This window comes from Frigoribacterium sp. R86507 (assembly GCF_044597695.1).
Classification (GTDB): domain Bacteria; phylum Actinomycetota; class Actinomycetes; order Actinomycetales; family Microbacteriaceae; genus Frigoribacterium.
Genome location: NZ_CP139002.1, coordinates 1,803,118 through 1,818,255 on the forward strand (window position 1 = coordinate 1,803,118; position 15,138 = coordinate 1,818,255).

At 71.5% G+C, this 15,138-nt stretch carries 17 protein-coding genes; 3 read left to right on the forward strand and 14 right to left on the reverse strand.

What is annotated here, in order from left to right:
* The 8 genes from SJY14_RS08545 to SJY14_RS08580 all read right to left on the reverse strand — a co-directional run bounded on the left by SJY14_RS08545 (nucleotide 1) and on the right by SJY14_RS08580 (nucleotide 6,311).
* The gene (locus tag SJY14_RS08545; protein WP_071255457.1) at nucleotides 1-366 is read right to left on the reverse strand and encodes a hypothetical protein; all 366 of its coding nucleotides are present in this window, start codon (nucleotides 364-366) and stop codon (nucleotides 1-3) included.
* The gene (locus tag SJY14_RS08550; protein WP_071255458.1) at nucleotides 366-902 is read right to left on the reverse strand and encodes a universal stress protein; all 537 of its coding nucleotides are present in this window, start codon (nucleotides 900-902) and stop codon (nucleotides 366-368) included. Before SJY14_RS08550 ends, SJY14_RS08545 begins: the two co-directional genes overlap by 1 nt.
* A 44-nt stretch (nucleotides 903-946) precedes the next feature.
* Nucleotides 947-1,177 carry a three-helix bundle dimerization domain-containing protein gene (locus SJY14_RS08555; protein ID WP_071255459.1) on the reverse strand — a complete coding sequence of 77 codons (231 nt, stop codon included), beginning with the start codon at nucleotides 1,175-1,177 and terminating at the stop codon, nucleotides 947-949.
* The gene (locus tag SJY14_RS08560) at nucleotides 1,174-1,728 is read right to left on the reverse strand and encodes a universal stress protein (protein WP_083396248.1); all 555 of its coding nucleotides are present in this window, start codon (nucleotides 1,726-1,728) and stop codon (nucleotides 1,174-1,176) included. The genes SJY14_RS08555 and SJY14_RS08560 overlap by 4 nt, the downstream gene beginning before the upstream one ends.
* Nucleotides 1,729-1,857: 129 nt before the next feature.
* Nucleotides 1,858-2,187 (reverse strand): cupin domain-containing protein, encoded by a 330-nt coding sequence (locus tag SJY14_RS08565; protein ID WP_071255461.1) that lies wholly within the window; start codon nucleotides 2,185-2,187, stop codon nucleotides 1,858-1,860.
* 34 nt (nucleotides 2,188-2,221) lie between these two features.
* On the reverse strand, nucleotides 2,222-2,881 hold the full coding sequence (locus SJY14_RS08570) for a VIT family protein (RefSeq protein ID WP_255364201.1): 660 nt from the start codon (nucleotides 2,879-2,881) through the stop codon (nucleotides 2,222-2,224).
* Between the two features lie 50 nt (nucleotides 2,882-2,931).
* The gene (locus tag SJY14_RS08575) at nucleotides 2,932-5,679 is read right to left on the reverse strand and encodes an HAD-IC family P-type ATPase (RefSeq protein ID WP_071255464.1); all 2,748 of its coding nucleotides are present in this window, start codon (nucleotides 5,677-5,679) and stop codon (nucleotides 2,932-2,934) included.
* Nucleotides 5,679-6,311 (reverse strand): DoxX family protein, encoded by a 633-nt coding sequence (locus SJY14_RS08580; RefSeq protein ID WP_396598692.1) that lies wholly within the window; start codon nucleotides 6,309-6,311, stop codon nucleotides 5,679-5,681. The genes SJY14_RS08575 and SJY14_RS08580 overlap by 1 nt, the downstream gene beginning before the upstream one ends.
* Nucleotides 6,312-7,141: 830 nt before the next feature.
* Between SJY14_RS08580 and SJY14_RS08585 the strand changes: the two genes are divergently transcribed.
* Both SJY14_RS08585 and SJY14_RS08590 read left to right on the forward strand, forming a co-directional pair.
* Entirely contained in the window at nucleotides 7,142-7,666 is a 525-nt protein-coding gene (locus SJY14_RS08585; protein WP_071255465.1) for a DUF427 domain-containing protein, read from the forward strand.
* Nucleotides 7,667-7,699: 33 nt separating this feature from the next.
* Nucleotides 7,700-8,140, forward strand: coding sequence for a hypothetical protein (locus tag SJY14_RS08590; RefSeq protein ID WP_071255466.1), 441 nt, complete (start codon nucleotides 7,700-7,702; stop codon nucleotides 8,138-8,140).
* Nucleotides 8,141-8,189: 49 nt separating this feature from the next.
* Here SJY14_RS08590 and SJY14_RS08595 read toward each other — a convergent pair whose 3' ends face one another.
* Nucleotides 8,190-8,780 (reverse strand): hypothetical protein, encoded by a 591-nt coding sequence (locus SJY14_RS08595; RefSeq protein ID WP_071255467.1) that lies wholly within the window; start codon nucleotides 8,778-8,780, stop codon nucleotides 8,190-8,192.
* A gap of 286 nt (nucleotides 8,781-9,066) precedes the next feature.
* Between SJY14_RS08595 and SJY14_RS08600 the strand changes: the two genes are divergently transcribed.
* A complete protein-coding gene (locus SJY14_RS08600; RefSeq protein ID WP_396598693.1) occupies nucleotides 9,067-10,623 on the forward strand; it encodes an MFS transporter in 1,557 nt (518 codons plus the stop codon).
* On the opposite strand, the gene SJY14_RS08605 is transcribed toward SJY14_RS08600, so the two are convergent.
* The 5 genes from SJY14_RS08605 to SJY14_RS08625 all read right to left on the reverse strand — a co-directional run bounded on the left by SJY14_RS08605 (nucleotide 10,620) and on the right by SJY14_RS08625 (nucleotide 15,076).
* Nucleotides 10,620-11,162, reverse strand: a complete 543-nt coding sequence (locus SJY14_RS08605; protein ID WP_396598694.1) for a hypothetical protein — start codon at nucleotides 11,160-11,162, stop codon at nucleotides 10,620-10,622. The genes SJY14_RS08600 and SJY14_RS08605 overlap by 4 nt on opposite strands.
* A 19-nt stretch (nucleotides 11,163-11,181) precedes the next feature.
* The gene (locus SJY14_RS08610) at nucleotides 11,182-11,661 is read right to left on the reverse strand and encodes a heme-degrading domain-containing protein (protein ID WP_396598695.1); all 480 of its coding nucleotides are present in this window, start codon (nucleotides 11,659-11,661) and stop codon (nucleotides 11,182-11,184) included.
* A gap of 114 nt (nucleotides 11,662-11,775) precedes the next feature.
* The gene (locus tag SJY14_RS08615) at nucleotides 11,776-12,999 is read right to left on the reverse strand and encodes a glycosyltransferase (RefSeq protein WP_396598696.1); all 1,224 of its coding nucleotides are present in this window, start codon (nucleotides 12,997-12,999) and stop codon (nucleotides 11,776-11,778) included.
* Between the two features lie 47 nt (nucleotides 13,000-13,046).
* On the reverse strand, nucleotides 13,047-13,922 hold the full coding sequence (locus SJY14_RS08620; RefSeq protein ID WP_396598697.1) for a patatin-like phospholipase family protein: 876 nt from the start codon (nucleotides 13,920-13,922) through the stop codon (nucleotides 13,047-13,049).
* Between the two features lie 104 nt (nucleotides 13,923-14,026).
* Nucleotides 14,027-15,076 carry an MBL fold metallo-hydrolase gene (locus tag SJY14_RS08625; protein WP_396598698.1) on the reverse strand — a complete coding sequence of 350 codons (1,050 nt, stop codon included), beginning with the start codon at nucleotides 15,074-15,076 and terminating at the stop codon, nucleotides 14,027-14,029.
* Nucleotides 15,077-15,138: the final 62 nt, after the last annotated feature.

Below are 15,138 nucleotides of genomic sequence, written 5' to 3' on the forward strand. Positions count from 1 at the left end.
TCACGACGTCCGGGGGTCTTGGCCGGGGCCGTAACCGACGGAGTCGCGCAACCGTCGCTCGGCCGCGGCGGCAGGGTCGTCCGAACCGCCGTCGTCGAGGTGGCTCTCCCGGTCGGAGGCGAGTTCAACGAGGATCTTGATGCCGTGCTCGTCGGGCCAGGCCTGCAGCAGGACGGTCCTGCCTTCCAGGACGTGTTCCTCCGGGACGGAGTCCCGGAACGCGACCTGCGTGGCGAGGTATTCCAGGGCGTGCGCCACGGCGCGTCCCCAGTCACCCGGGTGGGTGCCGGTGGAACGGGTCACGGCACGGGTCCGGTTGGTGAGCTCCTCCTCGTGGATGCGGGCGGTGGGCGACGAGTGCGTCATCAGGCGGACGCGCCGGTCAGTTCGTCGCTGGCGCGGCTGCCGTCACCGAGGGCTTCGGCGCCGGCGCTGATCGGGTCCTCGTGGTCGACGAAGGGTGTGTGCATGACCAATACGGGGCACTGGCCGTGTTCGGCGCAGGCCGAGCTGACGCTTCCGAGGAGGAGGCCGACGAAGCCGCCGTGCCCGCGACTGCCGACGACGAGCATCTGCGCCGTGCGGCTGGCCTCGATGAGCACGTGCGCGGCGCCGCCTTGACGCATGCTGCTGCTGACCCAGTCGGGTGTGTGCGTTCCGAACCGGTCCTGGAGGGCAGCGTCGGTGATGATCTGCATGTCCTCTTCGGGAGTCCACCCCAGGGTCGGGTAACCGCCGTAAATGGTCGGGTACTGCCACGCGGAGATGACGTGGAGGGGGACGTCCAGGGCCCGAGCCATCACGATGGCCCGGTCGAGGGCTGCGCCTGCTGCGGGAGAGCCGTCGTAGCCGACCAGGACAGGGCGCGTGTCGGCTTCGATGGTGGAGGTGGGTGAGGTCATGGGGAACGGCTCTCTCGTGAGAAGGGGAATGAAGATGAACGGAGTCAGGTCGTCGGGGGGACGAGCAGACGTGTGCGGGCGCGATGCTCGACGATGTTGGGCAGGAAGTCATGGAGGGGGACCCCGCGACCGACTATCGAGTCGTAGCTGTCGATGACGACCTGTTCGACCCGGCTAGCGGGCAGGAGCGGGAAGCGCCGGAGGAGCCCGGTGATGACGGTCGAGACGATCGCGTCGCGGCCTTCGGTCGGCCTGGTGGACGTCAGGACGGTCATGCGCGGTGGATCGGCACGATGAGGACGGGGCAGGTGGCCCGGTGCACGCAGCTGGTGCTGACCGAGCCGAGCAGTGCCGAGCGGACGGCGCCCATGCCCCGGCTGCCCATGACGAGCATCCGGGCACCCGTGGCAAGGCGGGGGAGCGCTTCTTCGGCGACGTCGCGCACTTCACGGAATTGGGGTCGCAGATCGGGGTGACGGGCCGCTGCGGTCGCGGTGTCCTCGATCAAGGCCTTCTGGACGGCCGTGGCCAGCTCCGGGAACGAGGAGGCGTAGCCGAACTTGAAGCCAGCGGGATTGGGGGCATCGAAGATGCTCCACGTGCGCACGACGGCGATGGGTACGCCGAGGCCGTGGGCGAGGTCGAGCGCGACATCGAGAGCCGCGTCGGCACCGGCGGAGCCGTCGTGGCCGACGACGATGCTTCCGGGTTCGATTCCGAGCAGCCGCGGATCACCCTGCGGGTACGTCTCGACGTGTCGGGACGGGCCCGGCGTGGTCGGCTCCGCCGTGGTAAACGGTGTCGGGATCGCGGTGCTGGTGGTCATGGGGTGTCCTTCGATCGCGAGGCGTGTTCGCCCGGGCTGGTCGGGGTCGGTTGACCCTCGTCACCGAGCATCGCTGCCTTGCGTCGTGGCCAGTAGGGGACAACGTCCCGAGCGGTACCGTGCGGACGATCACGCCTTGACGACGGTGAGGAGGATGGCGGAGTCCTCGACGATGTCGACGGAGTGCAGGCCCTCGGGGATGGTGAGGAGGTCTCCCCCCGAGCCGTTCCAGGACACCCCGCCGGCGTGCAGCAGGACGCGGCCGGTGATCACTTGGAGGGTCGCCTCCCCGGGGTTGAGGTGTTCGCTGAGCTCTTCCCCCGCACGGAGGGCCATGAGCGTCTGACGAAGATGGTGCTCGTGCCCGCCGACGATCGTGCGGGCGCTTCGTCCGCTCGAGGCGTCTCGGGCGTGGGCCAGTTCGTGGCGGGCGAGAGCGGTCAACGATGTCTTTTGCATGATGTTCTCCGTGATCGAGGGGAAGGTGTGTGGGTCATGTGGTGACCAGGCCGAGGAGTTGCCCGATTGCCCAGGTCACGGCCATGGCGCTGGCACCGCCGATGACGAGTCGGAGGGCCGCGGTCGTCCTCTTCGCGTGGCCGAGGGCCGCGCTGGTGGTGCCCGTGACGACCAGGGCGAGCACCACCACGACGACGGTGGCGGGCACGAGCACGGCGACCGGGGAGAACAGGATCGCGGCGAGGGGGAACAGCGCTCCGGCGGTGAACGCGGTCGCGGACGCCACGGCGGCATGCCACGGGTTCGTCAGCGCGTCGGGATCGATGTGGAGTTCGGCGTCGACGTGGGCGGCGTAGGCGTCGTGCGTCGTCAGCTCCTCGGCGACCGCCCGGGCGGTACCCGGGGACAGGCCCTTGGCGCGGTAGATGGCGGTCAGTTCGGCACACTCCCGCTGGGGATCTCGGGCGAGGTCGCTCCGTTGCTCGGCGAGAAGGGCTCGTTCGGTGTCTCGTTGGGCGCTGACGGAGACGTACTCGCCGAGGGCCATGGACACTGCCCCCGCGACGAGCCCTGCGACGCCGGCGATCACGATCGGACCCCGACTCGCACCGACGGCGGCGACTCCGACGACGAGGCCGGCGGTGGAGATGATGCCGTCGTTCGCACCGAGGACTCCGGCACGGAGCCAGTTCATCCGTTGCGAGGACCGTCCGCGGGGCTCCTTCCTGCGGGTGTCGATCTGCGTCACGCGGAGGTCCGTGCCGTCGTCGTCGTGCGCTTCCGGTCTCGTACTCGTTCGGTGGCCTTGCCCGCCTCGGTGAGGAGGAAGATCGCTACGGCGATCGCTGCGGTGTAAGCCCATTCCCGCGTGCCGAGCGGGGCGGAGTGGAACCACGGGTGCATGAACGGCGCGTAGACGAACACGAGCTGTAGCGCCACGAGGAGCCCTGCCGAGATCCAGACCGCACGGTTGCCGCGCAGCACCGCCGCCCTGAGGCTGGATGCGCGGAGGAAACGGCAGCTGAACAGGAACGCCAGTTGGCCGAGCGTGAGCATGGTCACGGCCGTGGTCCGGGCCTCGGCGTCCGTGGCCCCGGCACCGAGCTCGAAGAAGAACACGCCGATGGTCGACATGGTGATGAGGGCGGTGACCCAGACGATGCGGCCGACGAAGCCGCGGTCGAGGATGCCCCGGCCCGGTCTGGTCGGCGGACGGCTCATGATGCCGGGTTCGGCGGGTTCGGTGGCGAGTGCGAGGGAGAGGGTAACCGCGGTGATGAGGTTGACCCAGAGGATCTGGGTGGGCTGCAACGGCAGGGTGAAGCCGACGACGACCGCGAGGAGCATGACGAGGGCTTGTGCCGAGGTCGTGGGTAACAGGAACAGGATCGATTTCTGCAGGTTGTCGCGGATGCGTCGGCCTTCGCCGATCGCGTGGCCGATGGTGGCGAAGTCGTCGTCGGCCAGGACGATGTCGGCTGATTCTTTGGTCGTCTCGGTGCCCTTGATGCCCATGGCGACACCGATGTCGGCGCGGCGGAGGGCCGGGGCGTCGTTGACCCCGTCGCCGGTCATGGCCACGGTCTGACCGCGCGACTGGAGGGCGGCGACGATGCGCAGCTTGTGCTCGGGACTGGTGCGCGCGTAGACGTCGACCGAGGCGGCGCGGCCGGCGAGCTCGTCGTCGCTCATCGCTTCGATCTCGGTTCCGGTGAGCACGCTCGAGCCGGCGTCGGCGATGTGCATCTCGGTCGCGATGGCGAGGGCCGTGCCGGGGTGGTCGCCGGTGATCATCTTCACCCGGACGCCGGCTGCGTGCATGGCGTCGATGGCGTGAACGGCCTCGGGTCGGGGCGGGTCGACGATGCCCGCGGCTCCGAGGAACACCATCCCTGTGGCGTAGTCCTCGGCCTGGAGCCCGGACGCGTGGAGGGTCGCGGATGACCGGGCGGCAGCGAGCACCCTAAGGCCTCGTGCTCCGAGCTCCTCGATCGTCGCAGCCCAGGCCGCCCGATCGATGGACCGCAGACGGCCGTCTTCGTCGAGTTCGTGGGTGCAGGCATCGAGGACGACCGCGGGTGCGCCCTTGAGGTAGATGGTCGAGACGCCTTCCTCGTCCTGTTCGCGGACCGCCATGGACTTCGTCGTCGCGTCGAAGGGCACCACGGCGAGACGGGTGTGCCCGTGGGCGTCGAAGGACGCCTTCGCGGCGAGGGTCTTGAGCGCTCCTTCGGTGGGGTCACCGACGACCTGCCACCCGCCTTCGGCGTCGACGAGGTGCGCGTCGTTGCAGAACGCGAACGCCTGGACGACCGCGTGGAGGCTCGTCGCCGAGGACGAGGCGGAGGAGGCGCGGGCGGTGATGGTCCCGGTCGGTGCGTACCCCACGCCCGCGACGTCGAAGGTCCCGCCGGGTGTCACGACCGTGCGAACCGTCATCTCGTTGCGGGTCAGGGTGCCGGTCTTGTCGGTGCAGATCGTGGTCACGGAGCCCAGGGTCTCGACGGCGGTGAGCTTCCGGACGATGGCGTGGCGCGAGGACATCTGCCGGACGCCGAGGGCGAGGGTGATGGTGACGAGTGCGGGCAGCCCTTCGGGGATCGCCGCGACGGCGAACCCGATGGTGGCGGGCACGAGCTCCGCGAGACCGCGGCCGTGGACGAGGTACCCGACGGCCAGCATTCCCGCGGCGACGGCGACGATGAGCAGCGAGATGCGCTTGCTGAAGGTCGCGAGTTGTCGGGTCAGGGGAGTCGCGGTGCTCTCGGCGCCGGTGACGAGTGCGTGGATGCGGCCGATCTCGGTCTGCGAACCGGTGGCCGTCACGACCGCCGTCCCCGCGCCTCCGGTGATGTGGGTTCCGGAGAAGAGCATGTCGTCGCGGTCGCCGATCCCGCTCGCCTCGTCGACGGCGTCGAGGGCCTTGTCGGACGGCGACGACTCACCCGTGAGGGCTGACTCGTCGGCGCGGAGGGTGTGCGCCCCGAGCAGCCTGGCGTCGGCGGGCACCTTGTCGCCGGGTTCGACGCGGATGACGTCTCCGGTGACGAGGTCGGCGGCTTCGACGGTGACCCATCGGCCGTCCCGACGGGCGGTGGCGCTGAGGGAGAGCATCGCCCGGATACCATCGAGAGCTTTCCGGCTTCGTCCTTCTTGCACCAGTCCGACGCCGGCGTTGATGACCGTGACGGAGAGGATCACGACCGCGTCGATCCAGTCGCCGACGACGAAGGTGACGATCGCGGAGGCGAGCAGCACGTAGATGAGGACGTCGTGGAATTGCTTCACGAAGGTGAGGAACGCCGAGGGCCTCCGCTCCGCGGGAAGCCCGTTCGGGCCCTGCTCGATCAGACGGGCTGCCGCGCCGGCGACGCTCAGTCCCTCCTCGGTGACGCTGTTCGCTTCGAGCACGGCCGCGACCGACGCTGCATGCGGCGCTACTTGAGGGGCGTCGAGGACTGCGGTGTCGGACCGGTGGGCGAGGCCCGCCATCAGACGAGCCACGGAAGGCGCTTGACGGCGGGCAGCTGCTTCCAGCGCACGCCGGCGCCCCAGGTGTCACCGGCCGAGAGGACGGCGAGGGCGACAAGGACGAGGGTGTAGATGATGTGATAGTCGACCAGGGGATTCGTCGACGCGGCGTTGGCGCCGAAAGGCCACTCGGCGAGGTACATGGCCACCATCAGGACACTGCCGACGACCGCGCTGACGCGCAGGCCGATGCCCAGCATGACAGCGGCGCCAACGCCCAGCATGGCGAGCTGGAAGAGGATGTCGCTCGCCGGGCTGGCGACCGCGGTGAAGAAGCCCTTCAGCGGGCCGACGACGCCGTCTCCGAGCAGGAAGCCCTGACTCGGGGTGCCTCCGGCGACCCAGGCCCGCGCCGCCGGCGTGGAGAACCCGAGGCCGAAGGTCTTGTCCAGGAACGCCCACAGGAAGATGAACCCGGTGGCCAGACGGAGGACGGCGAGCGTGCGGCGACCGTGTGCCCTGGTCACGCCGGTCTCGACGACCGGAACGGCGGGATGGTTGGCGAAGAACGGCGCCGACCGAGGGGCCAGACGGTCAGAGGTGGCTCGGATGGTCATGGGGGTGCCCTTCGTCATCGTGGTCCAGACGGCCACGGCCACAAGGCTCGCCGTCACACGCGAGCCCCGGCAGAGGCCAACGTCCCACCGGGCGAGGCATGACCGGACGAGACTCGGTGAGCCGACGGTTCATCGTGGATCGACGCGCGACACGGGCCCGTCACGATGCCCCTGCGCGAGGCGCTACCGAAACGGTGACCAGTGACCGGCATCGACTGTTACGACTACGAACGGTTCCGCCAATCGCTCCTCAACCGTGCCCACCGGCAGCGACTCGGGATCGACCTCTCGTAGGAGGAAGCGCTCGACGTCCTCAGCGATGACGCCGCCACAAGGCAGGAGTACGCCGCGTGGCGAGAGAGGATGGGACTGGCACCCGTCGAACCGCCACCATCTTCTTCGCGATCGCGCGTATTGTTGCGACGCATCTTCCGATTGCCTAAATAGCTCCAGTCGAGGCATGTTCTTGTGCGGCTCTTGACGTGTCCGATAGCCACACGCTTGATGCGACCTAATGCGGGCTGGTCTGTCGGGACGACCGGATCACGGTGAGTGCAGGCGAGCGGGTGGTGCCTCCAGGCGTCCGGAGAAGGATCGTCTGCCGGTCTCCCTCGAGCGGATCAGGAGCCAGCTGCTGCTCCATGGTTCGACGGACGTGCGGTTCGTCGGTCAGGGATCAGCCTCATGGTGGCGTCGGGCTCATTCGGCCATCGCAACCGGCCACGAGGGCGACGGCTGACCCGGGAGGAACGACCTCCTGGACGATGCGCCGATGGGGGCTTCGCTGATCAGTCGCCCGAGGGCAGAGCCGTACGTTCTCGGGCCGCCGGGTGCGTCGTCCCAGCCCCGCGGCGCATCATGGGCTCATGCCCGCCTTCCGTCGCCCGTCCCGCCCCGCCCACCCCGTCCGCGTCGAGCCCGGCCCCGGGCAGGAGTCGGTCTGGGACTACCCCCGCCCGCCGCGCGTCGAGCCCCGGAACGAGCGCGTCGTCGTCCGTCTCGGCGGCGTCGTGGTGGCCGACACCACGGCCGCGATCCGCGTGCTCGAGACGAGCCACCCGCCCGTGTACTACCTGCCCCGCTCCGACTTCGCGCCGGGTGCCCTGTCCAGGGCCGAAGGTCGCAGCCTCTGCGAGTTCAAGGGCCAGGCCGGCTACGTGGACGTCACCGGTGGGGGAGTCGTGGCCCGCCGCTCCGGCTGGTTCTACGCCGAGCCCTGGCCCGGCTACGAGTCCCTCGTCGACCACGTCGCGATCTACCCGGGCGCGATGGACTCGTGCGAGATCGACGGCGAGGTGGTCCAGGCGCAGGAGGGGGACTTCTACGGCGGCTGGATCACCGCGAACCTGGTCGGTCCGTTCAAGGGCGCGCCCGGCACGATGGGCTGGTGAGGACGGGACCCTCGACAGGAGGAGACTGGTCGGATGTCGAAACGTCCCCGCCCCCGTCCCACGTCCCTCGCCCGCACCCTGGGGCGCATCGCCCTCGGCGGTGCCCTGGTCTTCGCCGGCACGAGCCACCTCACGTTCGCCCGCGAGCCGTTCCAGGCCCAGGTGCCCGAGTGGCTGCCGCTCGACGACGACTTCGTCGTGCTCGCCTCCGGCGTCGTCGAGATCGGGATCGGCGCGGCCCTGGTCGTCGCCCCGAAGCACCGTGTGACGGTCGGCTGGATCGCGGCCGCCTTCTTCACCGCGATCTTCCCCGGCAACATCTCGCAGCTCGTCACGCACACCGACGCGTTCGGTCTCGACACCGACGGCAAGCGCGCCTTCCGCCTGATCTTCCAGCCGCTGCTCGTCCTGCTGTCGCTCTGGTCGACGGGTGCCTGGCGCGACCGTCGCAGCATCGGCCGCCGCGCGAAGTAGGCACGACCGGTCCCCGACCCGACGGGCCTCCGACCCGAGGAGGCGCGGCTCAGCTCGACAGCTCCGCCACGACCACCTCGGCGTCGGGGAACCACCTCGTGTAGTGGTCGGGGTCGGCGTTGACCTGCACGGCGTGCGCCGCCTGGGTCGGCGTCAGGTCCTTCCAACCCGGGATCGCCACGAGCTTCGTGAAGAAGCTGGTCGCCGCCGTGTACGGGTCCATCCGCTGTTCGTAGGTGCCCCACTGGCCGTTGTCGCGCTGCTGGAAGAGCCCTCGGCTGTCGGGCCCGACGGCGTCGCCGTAGTCGATGTTCCGCAGGCTCGACTCACCCATCGCGGTCATCACGCCGATCGCCTGGGTGTGTTCGCCGATGCCCTGCGCCCGGGCCGCCAGCATGATGTAGGCGGCGTTCACGAGACGGTCCTGGCAGTAGCCGGCGACGGGCCCGGCCGGCACCTCGATGTCGCCGACCATCACCGGGTCGACCTCGGGGCAGACCGGGGCCGGCGTCGACGTGATCGCCGTGACGCTCTCGTCGCGGGGTGCGGTGAGGGCCGAGACGACCATGGCGATCGCGACGACGAAAGCGACGAGCCCGACGCCGAAGACGACGGAGACGGCGATCAGCACGCGGCGCACGGTGGGCCTCCTGGGGTCGGGTGGTGTGGCGATCAGGGAGTGGCGACCGGCACGGAAGTCGTCCTCGACGATAGGCGATCCGCTCGGGAGTTCCTTCCCCACCGCCTGGGTGATCGGTGGGCCTCCCTCCGAATGCCCTGGCAATCCGCCGCCGAGATGCCGGTAACGTTGCCCGCCGTCGACCCGACCACTCGGGCCGCGGCAGCCGGGCCCCGCCCCTCCGCAGCTCGATCGCCGAGGCGCCCGTCCGAGTGACCGGCGCCCGAGATCCAGAGGAACGTCGTTCATGGGAACCCCACCCACCCCTGCCCGCGAGACCCGTCCCGACCGCCCGACCCGCGCCTCCGGACGGCGGAGTCCGAGGCGTCTGCGCGTCGACGACGTCACGGTCGTCGACCCGGCGATGATGAAGCGCGCCATCGGGGGCACCGTCGTCGGCAACACCATGGAGTGGTACGACGTCGGCGTGTACGGCTACCTCGCCGTCACGATGGGCCGGGTCTTCCTGCCCGAGGCCGACCCGTCGCTGCAGATCCTGTTCAGCCTCGGCGTCTTCGCCTCGACCTACGTCGCTCGTCCGCTCGGCGGGGTCGTCTTCGGGCGCCTCGGCGACCGGGTCGGCCGCCAGAAGGTGCTGGCGACGACACTCATCCTGATGGCGGGCGCCACCTTCCTGATCGGCGTCCTGCCCGACTTCGCCGCGATCGGCGCCCTCGCCCCGATCGCCCTCGTCGTGCTCAAGCTGCTGCAGGGCTTCTCGACCGGCGGCGAGTACGCCGGGGCGACGACCTTCGTCAGCGAGTACGCCCCCGACAAGCGACGTGGCTTCTTCGCGAGCATCCTCGACCTCGGCAGCTACCTGGGCTTCGCGCTCGGCGCCGCCGTCGTGTCGGTGCTCCAGCTGCTGACCACCGAACAGCAGATGCTCGACTGGGCCTGGCGGCTCCCGTTCCTGCTGGCCGGCGCGCTCGGGGTCGTCGCGATCTACTTCCGACTGAAGATCGAGGAGTCACCCGCGTTCCAGGCGACCCAGGACGCACAAGAGAGCAAGGTCGGCGAGATCGCCGACGCCCAGGGCCGTCCGCGCAACACCCTCGCGCTGATCCGGCAGCACTGGCGGCCCATCGTCATCGCGATCGGCCTCGTCGCCGCGTCCAACACCGTCGGCTACGCGCTGACCAGCTACATGCCGACCTACCTGACCGACTCGCTCGGCTACGACCCGCTGCACGGCACGCTGCTGACGATCCCGGTGCTCGTGCTGCTCGCCCTGCTGCTGCCGGTGGCCGGACGGCTCAGCGACCGCATCGGTCGTCGTCCCGTCATGTGGCTCGGCGCCGCGTCGGTGCTGCTGCTCGCCCTGCCGGCGTTCCTGCTGATCGGACTCGGCAGCATCGCCACGACCCTCGCCGGTCTGTCGCTGCTGGCCGTCAGCGTGGCGCTCTGGGTGTCGAGCCAGGCGTCGTCGCTGCCCGCACTGTTCCCGACCGCCAGCCGCTACGGCGCGATGGGCGTGTCGTACAACGTCGCGATCGCCGTGTTCGGAGGGACGACGCCGCTGATCATCCAGGCGCTGCTGCAGGCGACGGGCAACGAGCTCGTGCCGGCGTTCTTCCTCATGGCGACCTCGCTGGTCGGAGCGGTGGCGGTCTGGTTCATGAAGGAATCGTCGCAGCGGCCCCTGCCGGGGTCGATGCCGAGCGTGGCCACCGAGGCCGAGGCGCACGAGTTGGTCGAGTCGCAGGACGCCAACCCGAACATCGACCTCGAGGACCTGCCCTTCCTCGACGCCGAGCCCGCCGCGCCCGAGCCCGCGCCGGCCGCGCGGGAGACGGCCCGCTAGAGCAGCTCGGCGCGGTCGGCGAGGTACGCGGCGAGGTCGCGGACCTCGCCGGTCGCGGTGCCCCACCGCACGAGCGCACGCCCGTCGCGGACCAGGAGGCGCTGCTCGCCCGCCTGCAACGCCCCCGTCGACAGGTCCACCGGCTCGTACCCGTAGTTGACGACCTCGCCCTCGGCGAAGTGGCCTCGCACGGCGGCTCGCCGCTCGGCCTTGCGCTGCTCGACCTGGGCGGAGAGGTGCTGCGAGCGGGTCGGCGTCACGGCACGCGTGATGCGACCGGTCTCGAAGACGCGGCCGTCGGTGCCGAGCAGCAGCACGCCGAGGCGCCAGGCACGCCCGGAGGGCTCGAGCGATTCGGCCGTCTTCACCACGACGATGCGCCGGGCGGGCTTGTACCGGGCGAGGGCCTCGGTGCGCGCGTCGCGCGCCGCCAGGTCGGAGGCCTCCCGTTCGACGAGTGCGCGGAGCGACGCGGCCGCCTGGTCGTCGGACGGGCTCTCGGGGGCCGGCACCGCGCCTCCTGCGGTCGGATCGATCACGGGATCGTCGGCGAGGGAGTCAGGCGTCGTAGCCGTGGTCGAGGAAGTCCTCGATCACGTCGACGACGAACGCGTGGTCGTCGGCCTGCGGCAGGCCCGAGACGCCGGCCGACCCGACGACGCCGACGCCGACCACCCGGACGGGGAACAACCCGCCGTGCGCGGCGTAGAGGCCGGTGTCGAGGCGCGACTTCTCGTCGAAGCTGCCGCCCTGCACCCGGAACGACTCGCCCACCCGGTACGAGCTCTGCCCGTAGCGCTCGACGACGCGGGCCTTGCGGTCGAGCCACTCGTCGTTGTCGAGGCTGCTGCCGGGCAGGGCCGCGTGGAACGCCCGCTGTCGACCGTGCCGGACGGTGACGCCGACGGCGAGGTCGCGGCGCCGGGCCTCGGCCAGCAGGTGGGCGCCCAGGTCGAGGGCGACGTCGAGGGTGAACCGCCGGAAGACGAGACGTTCTTCTTGCTCGATGAGGGTCTGCAGCAAGGTGTCGTCGGTCATCGGTGGCCTCCTGTGGTGGTCGGGCGGTCTGCGCGGGGATGTGCCGGCGCCTGGGCGCGGCACGGTCAGAGCCTAGGCCCGGCCCCCGTCAGTGGGCTGGTGGGCGGAGTGACGTCAGGCCGAGGCAGCGACGCAGGGCGAGCCCTGCCGGGCCAGCAACCCGCAGTAGACGCCGACGAGGTCGTCCGCCGAGCGCGACCACGGGTGGTCGAGCGCGTGGGACCGGGAGGCGCGCGAGAGCCGGTCGCGCAGCCCCGCGTCCGCGAGCACCTGCGTCAGGGCCCGGGCCCAGGTCTGCGGATCACGGAGCGTGAGCACGATGCCCGTCACGCCGTCGACCACCGACTCGCGGAGCCCGCCCGACGCCGCCGCGATCACGGGGACGCCGCTGGCCGCGGCCTCGAGGGCGATCAGTCCGTAGGTCTCAGAGTGCGAGGGCACGAGCACGAGCGACGCGTCGCGCAGCAGGGCGGCGAGGCCCGGCCGCGAGCGCGGGCCGAGGAAGTGCACGGTGAGGTCGAGTTCGTCGCTCAACGCGCTCAGCTCGGACTCGTAGCCGGCGAACTCGGTCGAGGCGCCCCCGGCGATGACGAGCTCGGGGCGGACCTCGGCGGGGACGGCCGCCACGGCGCGGATGGCGAGGTCGGGGGCCTTGAGTGGTTCGAGTCGACCGGCCACGACGACGTAGGGGCGGGTCGGAGCGGGGTGGTCGTCCGCCGCGGGGTGGAACAGCTCGGCGTCGACGCCCGGCAGGACGACGTGGACCCGGTCGGCCCGGCCGCCGAGCCGGGACGTGACGGTCTCGGCCTCCGCGTGGCTGATGGCGACGACGGCGTCCGACTCGCGGGCGAGCATCTCTTCGCCGGCGAGGCGGCCCGGGGACTCGGCGCGTTCGCCGTGCGAGAGGGGGGTCGAGTCGTGGGCGGCGATCGAGTGGAAGCTCTGCAGGTGGGGCACGCCGAGGGCGCGCGCCACGGGCAGGGCGGCCATGCCCGAGAACCAGTGGTGCGAGTGGACGACGTCCCACGGCCCGAGCTCGGCGAGCCGGTCGCGGAACTCGTCGACGAAGAGCTCGTTGCGACCCTTGGTGACGGGCTCGGCCGGGCCGGCGTCGAGGAACCGGAGGGTCACGCCCGGAGAGAGAGCCAGGCTCGCGGGCTCGTCGGGCGAGGAGCGACGGGTCAGGATCTCGACCTCGTGCCCCGCGGCCCCGAGCGCCTCGGCCTGGTTGCGCACGACGACGTTCATGCCGCCGACGTCACCCGACCCGGGCTCGGCACCGGGGGACGTGTGCAGCGACACGAGGGCGATGCGGAGCGTGGGGGAGGCGGTGGTCACTTCCCGAGGGTACCGGCCCGCCGTCCCCGCGGTCTGCCCGTCGGAGGTCAGGCGACGCCGCCCGACCAGAAGGCGCGGACGTCGTCGAGGACGGCCTCGGCCTGCCGACGACCGGCTTCGGCGGCCGGGCGCCGGGTGCGCGTGGCGAGCACGTCGGTGCCGAACGCCTGCAGGGATTCGGCGTCGGCCTCGACGACCAGCACGTCCCGACCGGCGGCGCGTCGGGCGGCGACGACCTGCGGCAGGGTCGGGCCGAGCGGCGAGACGTCGAGTTCGGGGCCGCACGACAGCACCAGCACCCGGTCGTAGTCGTCGGCCAGGTCGGCGTTGGTGCCCGAGCGGACCCCGCCGTCCATGGTCGGGTGGCCGTCGACCTCGACGGTGGGCCAGACCACGGGCACCGAGCAGCTCGCGGCCACGGCGCGGTACAGGTCGACGCCCGAGTCGGCGTCCAGCGGGCGGAACGTGCCGTCGGTGGCGTCCACGGTGCAGACGGTCAGGGCCCCGTCGGGCCAGGCCGCGCCTCCGAAGCGTTCGCGCATCGTCGTGACGAGCTCGGGTTCGTCCGCGACCACGGGCGTCTCGCGCGCCAACGCGCCGATCCGGGCCCGCGCCTCCTGCTGACTAGTCGCCCCGGCCAGGGCCTGGCCGAGCGTCTGCTGGAACACGTCGGGGTCGATGGAGCCCGACGGCAGTTCCGTGACGGCCTCGAACTGCTCGCGCAACCCCTCGTCGACGCGGCCGAGCCGCACCATCGTGCCGACGACCGACCCGGCCGAGGTGCCGACGACGAGGTCGGCGTCGTCCACGGGCACGCCGGCCTCGAGCAGTCGTGACAACACGCCCAGCTCCCACGCGATGCCGGTGATGCCACCGCCGCCCAGGACGAGGGCGGTGCGGGTGGGGGTCGTGGTCGTGCTCATGTCTCTCCTCGGTCGTGGTGGCGGTCCGGGCAGGAGGCGCGGTGCGTCCCTCGGGGCCGCGCTCGACAATAGGCCGGTCGCCTCGCGACGTCCTCGGGCAGGTGTCAGGCGGCGCGCAACTCGTCGGCGCGCCCGAGGGCCCGCACGTGCCACTCGGTCTGGGCGAGCGCCGAGCCCAGCCGGTAGCCGTGCAGCGAGGCGATGCCCCCGCTCCAGGACATGCGCTCGGCGACCTGCCAGACCGTCGGCCGGTCGAGCGCGTCCAGGGCGGCGGCGGCGTCCCGGCTGCGGTCGGCGCGGTGGGCGATGAGGGCCTCGGCTCGCTGCCGGAGTCCCGTGAACCGGAACTCGTGACCCGGGCACACCTCGAGGGCGTCCGGGCCGTCGACGTCGAGGGCGACCATGCGGTCGAGCGAAGACAGGTAGTCCGTCAGCGGGTTCGTGCCGGTGCGTCCGCCGAGACCGATCCCGGGGTTGATGCGCGGCAGAACGTGGTCGCCCGTGAAGACGAGTCGCTGCTCGGGCTCGACGAAGCAGAGGTGGCCCGCGGTGTGACCCGGGGTGTGCACGGCACGCAGCAGCCGTCCCGCGATCGGCAGCACGTCGCCGTCGCCGAGCAGCAGGTCGGCGGTGACCGTCGACAGGTGGCGACCCGACCCCCAGGAGGCGACCAGCGCCTCCTGGTCGTCGCCGGGAGCACCCCAGCGGGCGATGTCGGCGTCGGCGGCCACGGCGTCGGACGTTCGCTCGCCCAGTGCGCGCTGCTCGGCGGCGTGCAGGGCGATCCGGGCGCCGGAGGCCCGGCGCAGGGCCTCGGCGCCGCCCAGGTGGTCGGCGTGCAGGTGGGTCACGGCGATCAGGTCGACGTCGGCGAGGGAGTGGTCGACCTCGGCGAGGGCGGTCTCGAGCCGGTCGAGGTTGGCGGCGACTCCCCACCCGGGGTCGATGACGGTCAGGGCGCCGTCCGAGCCCTCGACGACGTAGCCCAGAGAGTGGTCGTCGATGCCGTCGCCGAACTCGAACGCGACCGACCAGACGCCGTGCCGGACCTCCTCGACGGGTGGCAGGACACCCCGACGGACGGCGTCGGCCTGCACCGGGCTGAGCGGGACGGGAGGTACAGGAGGCGCGGGTCGGCGGGCGGCGTCGGTCACCCCGCGAGCCTAACCAGCGCCGCCCACCACCCGCGCCGCGCCCCTCGACGCGGCGTCCTTCG

Coding starts and splice junctions, on each gene's coding strand:
- SJY14_RS08545 (WP_071255457.1), bottom strand. CDS start 366: ATGACGCACTCGTCGCCCACCGCCCGCATCCACGAGGAGGAGCTCACC.
- SJY14_RS08550 (WP_071255458.1), bottom strand. CDS start 902: ATGACCTCACCCACCTCCACCATCGAAGCCGACACGCGCCCTGTCCTG.
- SJY14_RS08555 (WP_071255459.1), bottom strand. CDS start 1,177: ATGACCGTCCTGACGTCCACCAGGCCGACCGAAGGCCGCGACGCGATC.
- SJY14_RS08560 (WP_083396248.1), bottom strand. CDS start 1,728: ATGACCACCAGCACCGCGATCCCGACACCGTTTACCACGGCGGAGCCG.
- SJY14_RS08565 (WP_071255461.1), bottom strand. CDS start 2,187: ATGCAAAAGACATCGTTGACCGCTCTCGCCCGCCACGAACTGGCCCAC.
- SJY14_RS08570 (WP_255364201.1), bottom strand. CDS start 2,881: ATGAACTGGCTCCGTGCCGGAGTCCTCGGTGCGAACGACGGCATCATC.
- SJY14_RS08575 (WP_071255464.1), bottom strand. CDS start 5,679: ATGGCGGGCCTCGCCCACCGGTCCGACACCGCAGTCCTCGACGCCCCT.
- SJY14_RS08585 (WP_071255465.1), top strand. CDS start 7,142: ATGCCCGCCTTCCGTCGCCCGTCCCGCCCCGCCCACCCCGTCCGCGTC.
- SJY14_RS08590 (WP_071255466.1), top strand. CDS start 7,700: ATGTCGAAACGTCCCCGCCCCCGTCCCACGTCCCTCGCCCGCACCCTG.
- SJY14_RS08600 (WP_396598693.1), top strand. CDS start 9,067: ATGGGAACCCCACCCACCCCTGCCCGCGAGACCCGTCCCGACCGCCCG.
- SJY14_RS08610 (WP_396598695.1), bottom strand. CDS start 11,661: ATGACCGACGACACCTTGCTGCAGACCCTCATCGAGCAAGAAGAACGT.
- SJY14_RS08620 (WP_396598697.1), bottom strand. CDS start 13,922: ATGAGCACGACCACGACCCCCACCCGCACCGCCCTCGTCCTGGGCGGC.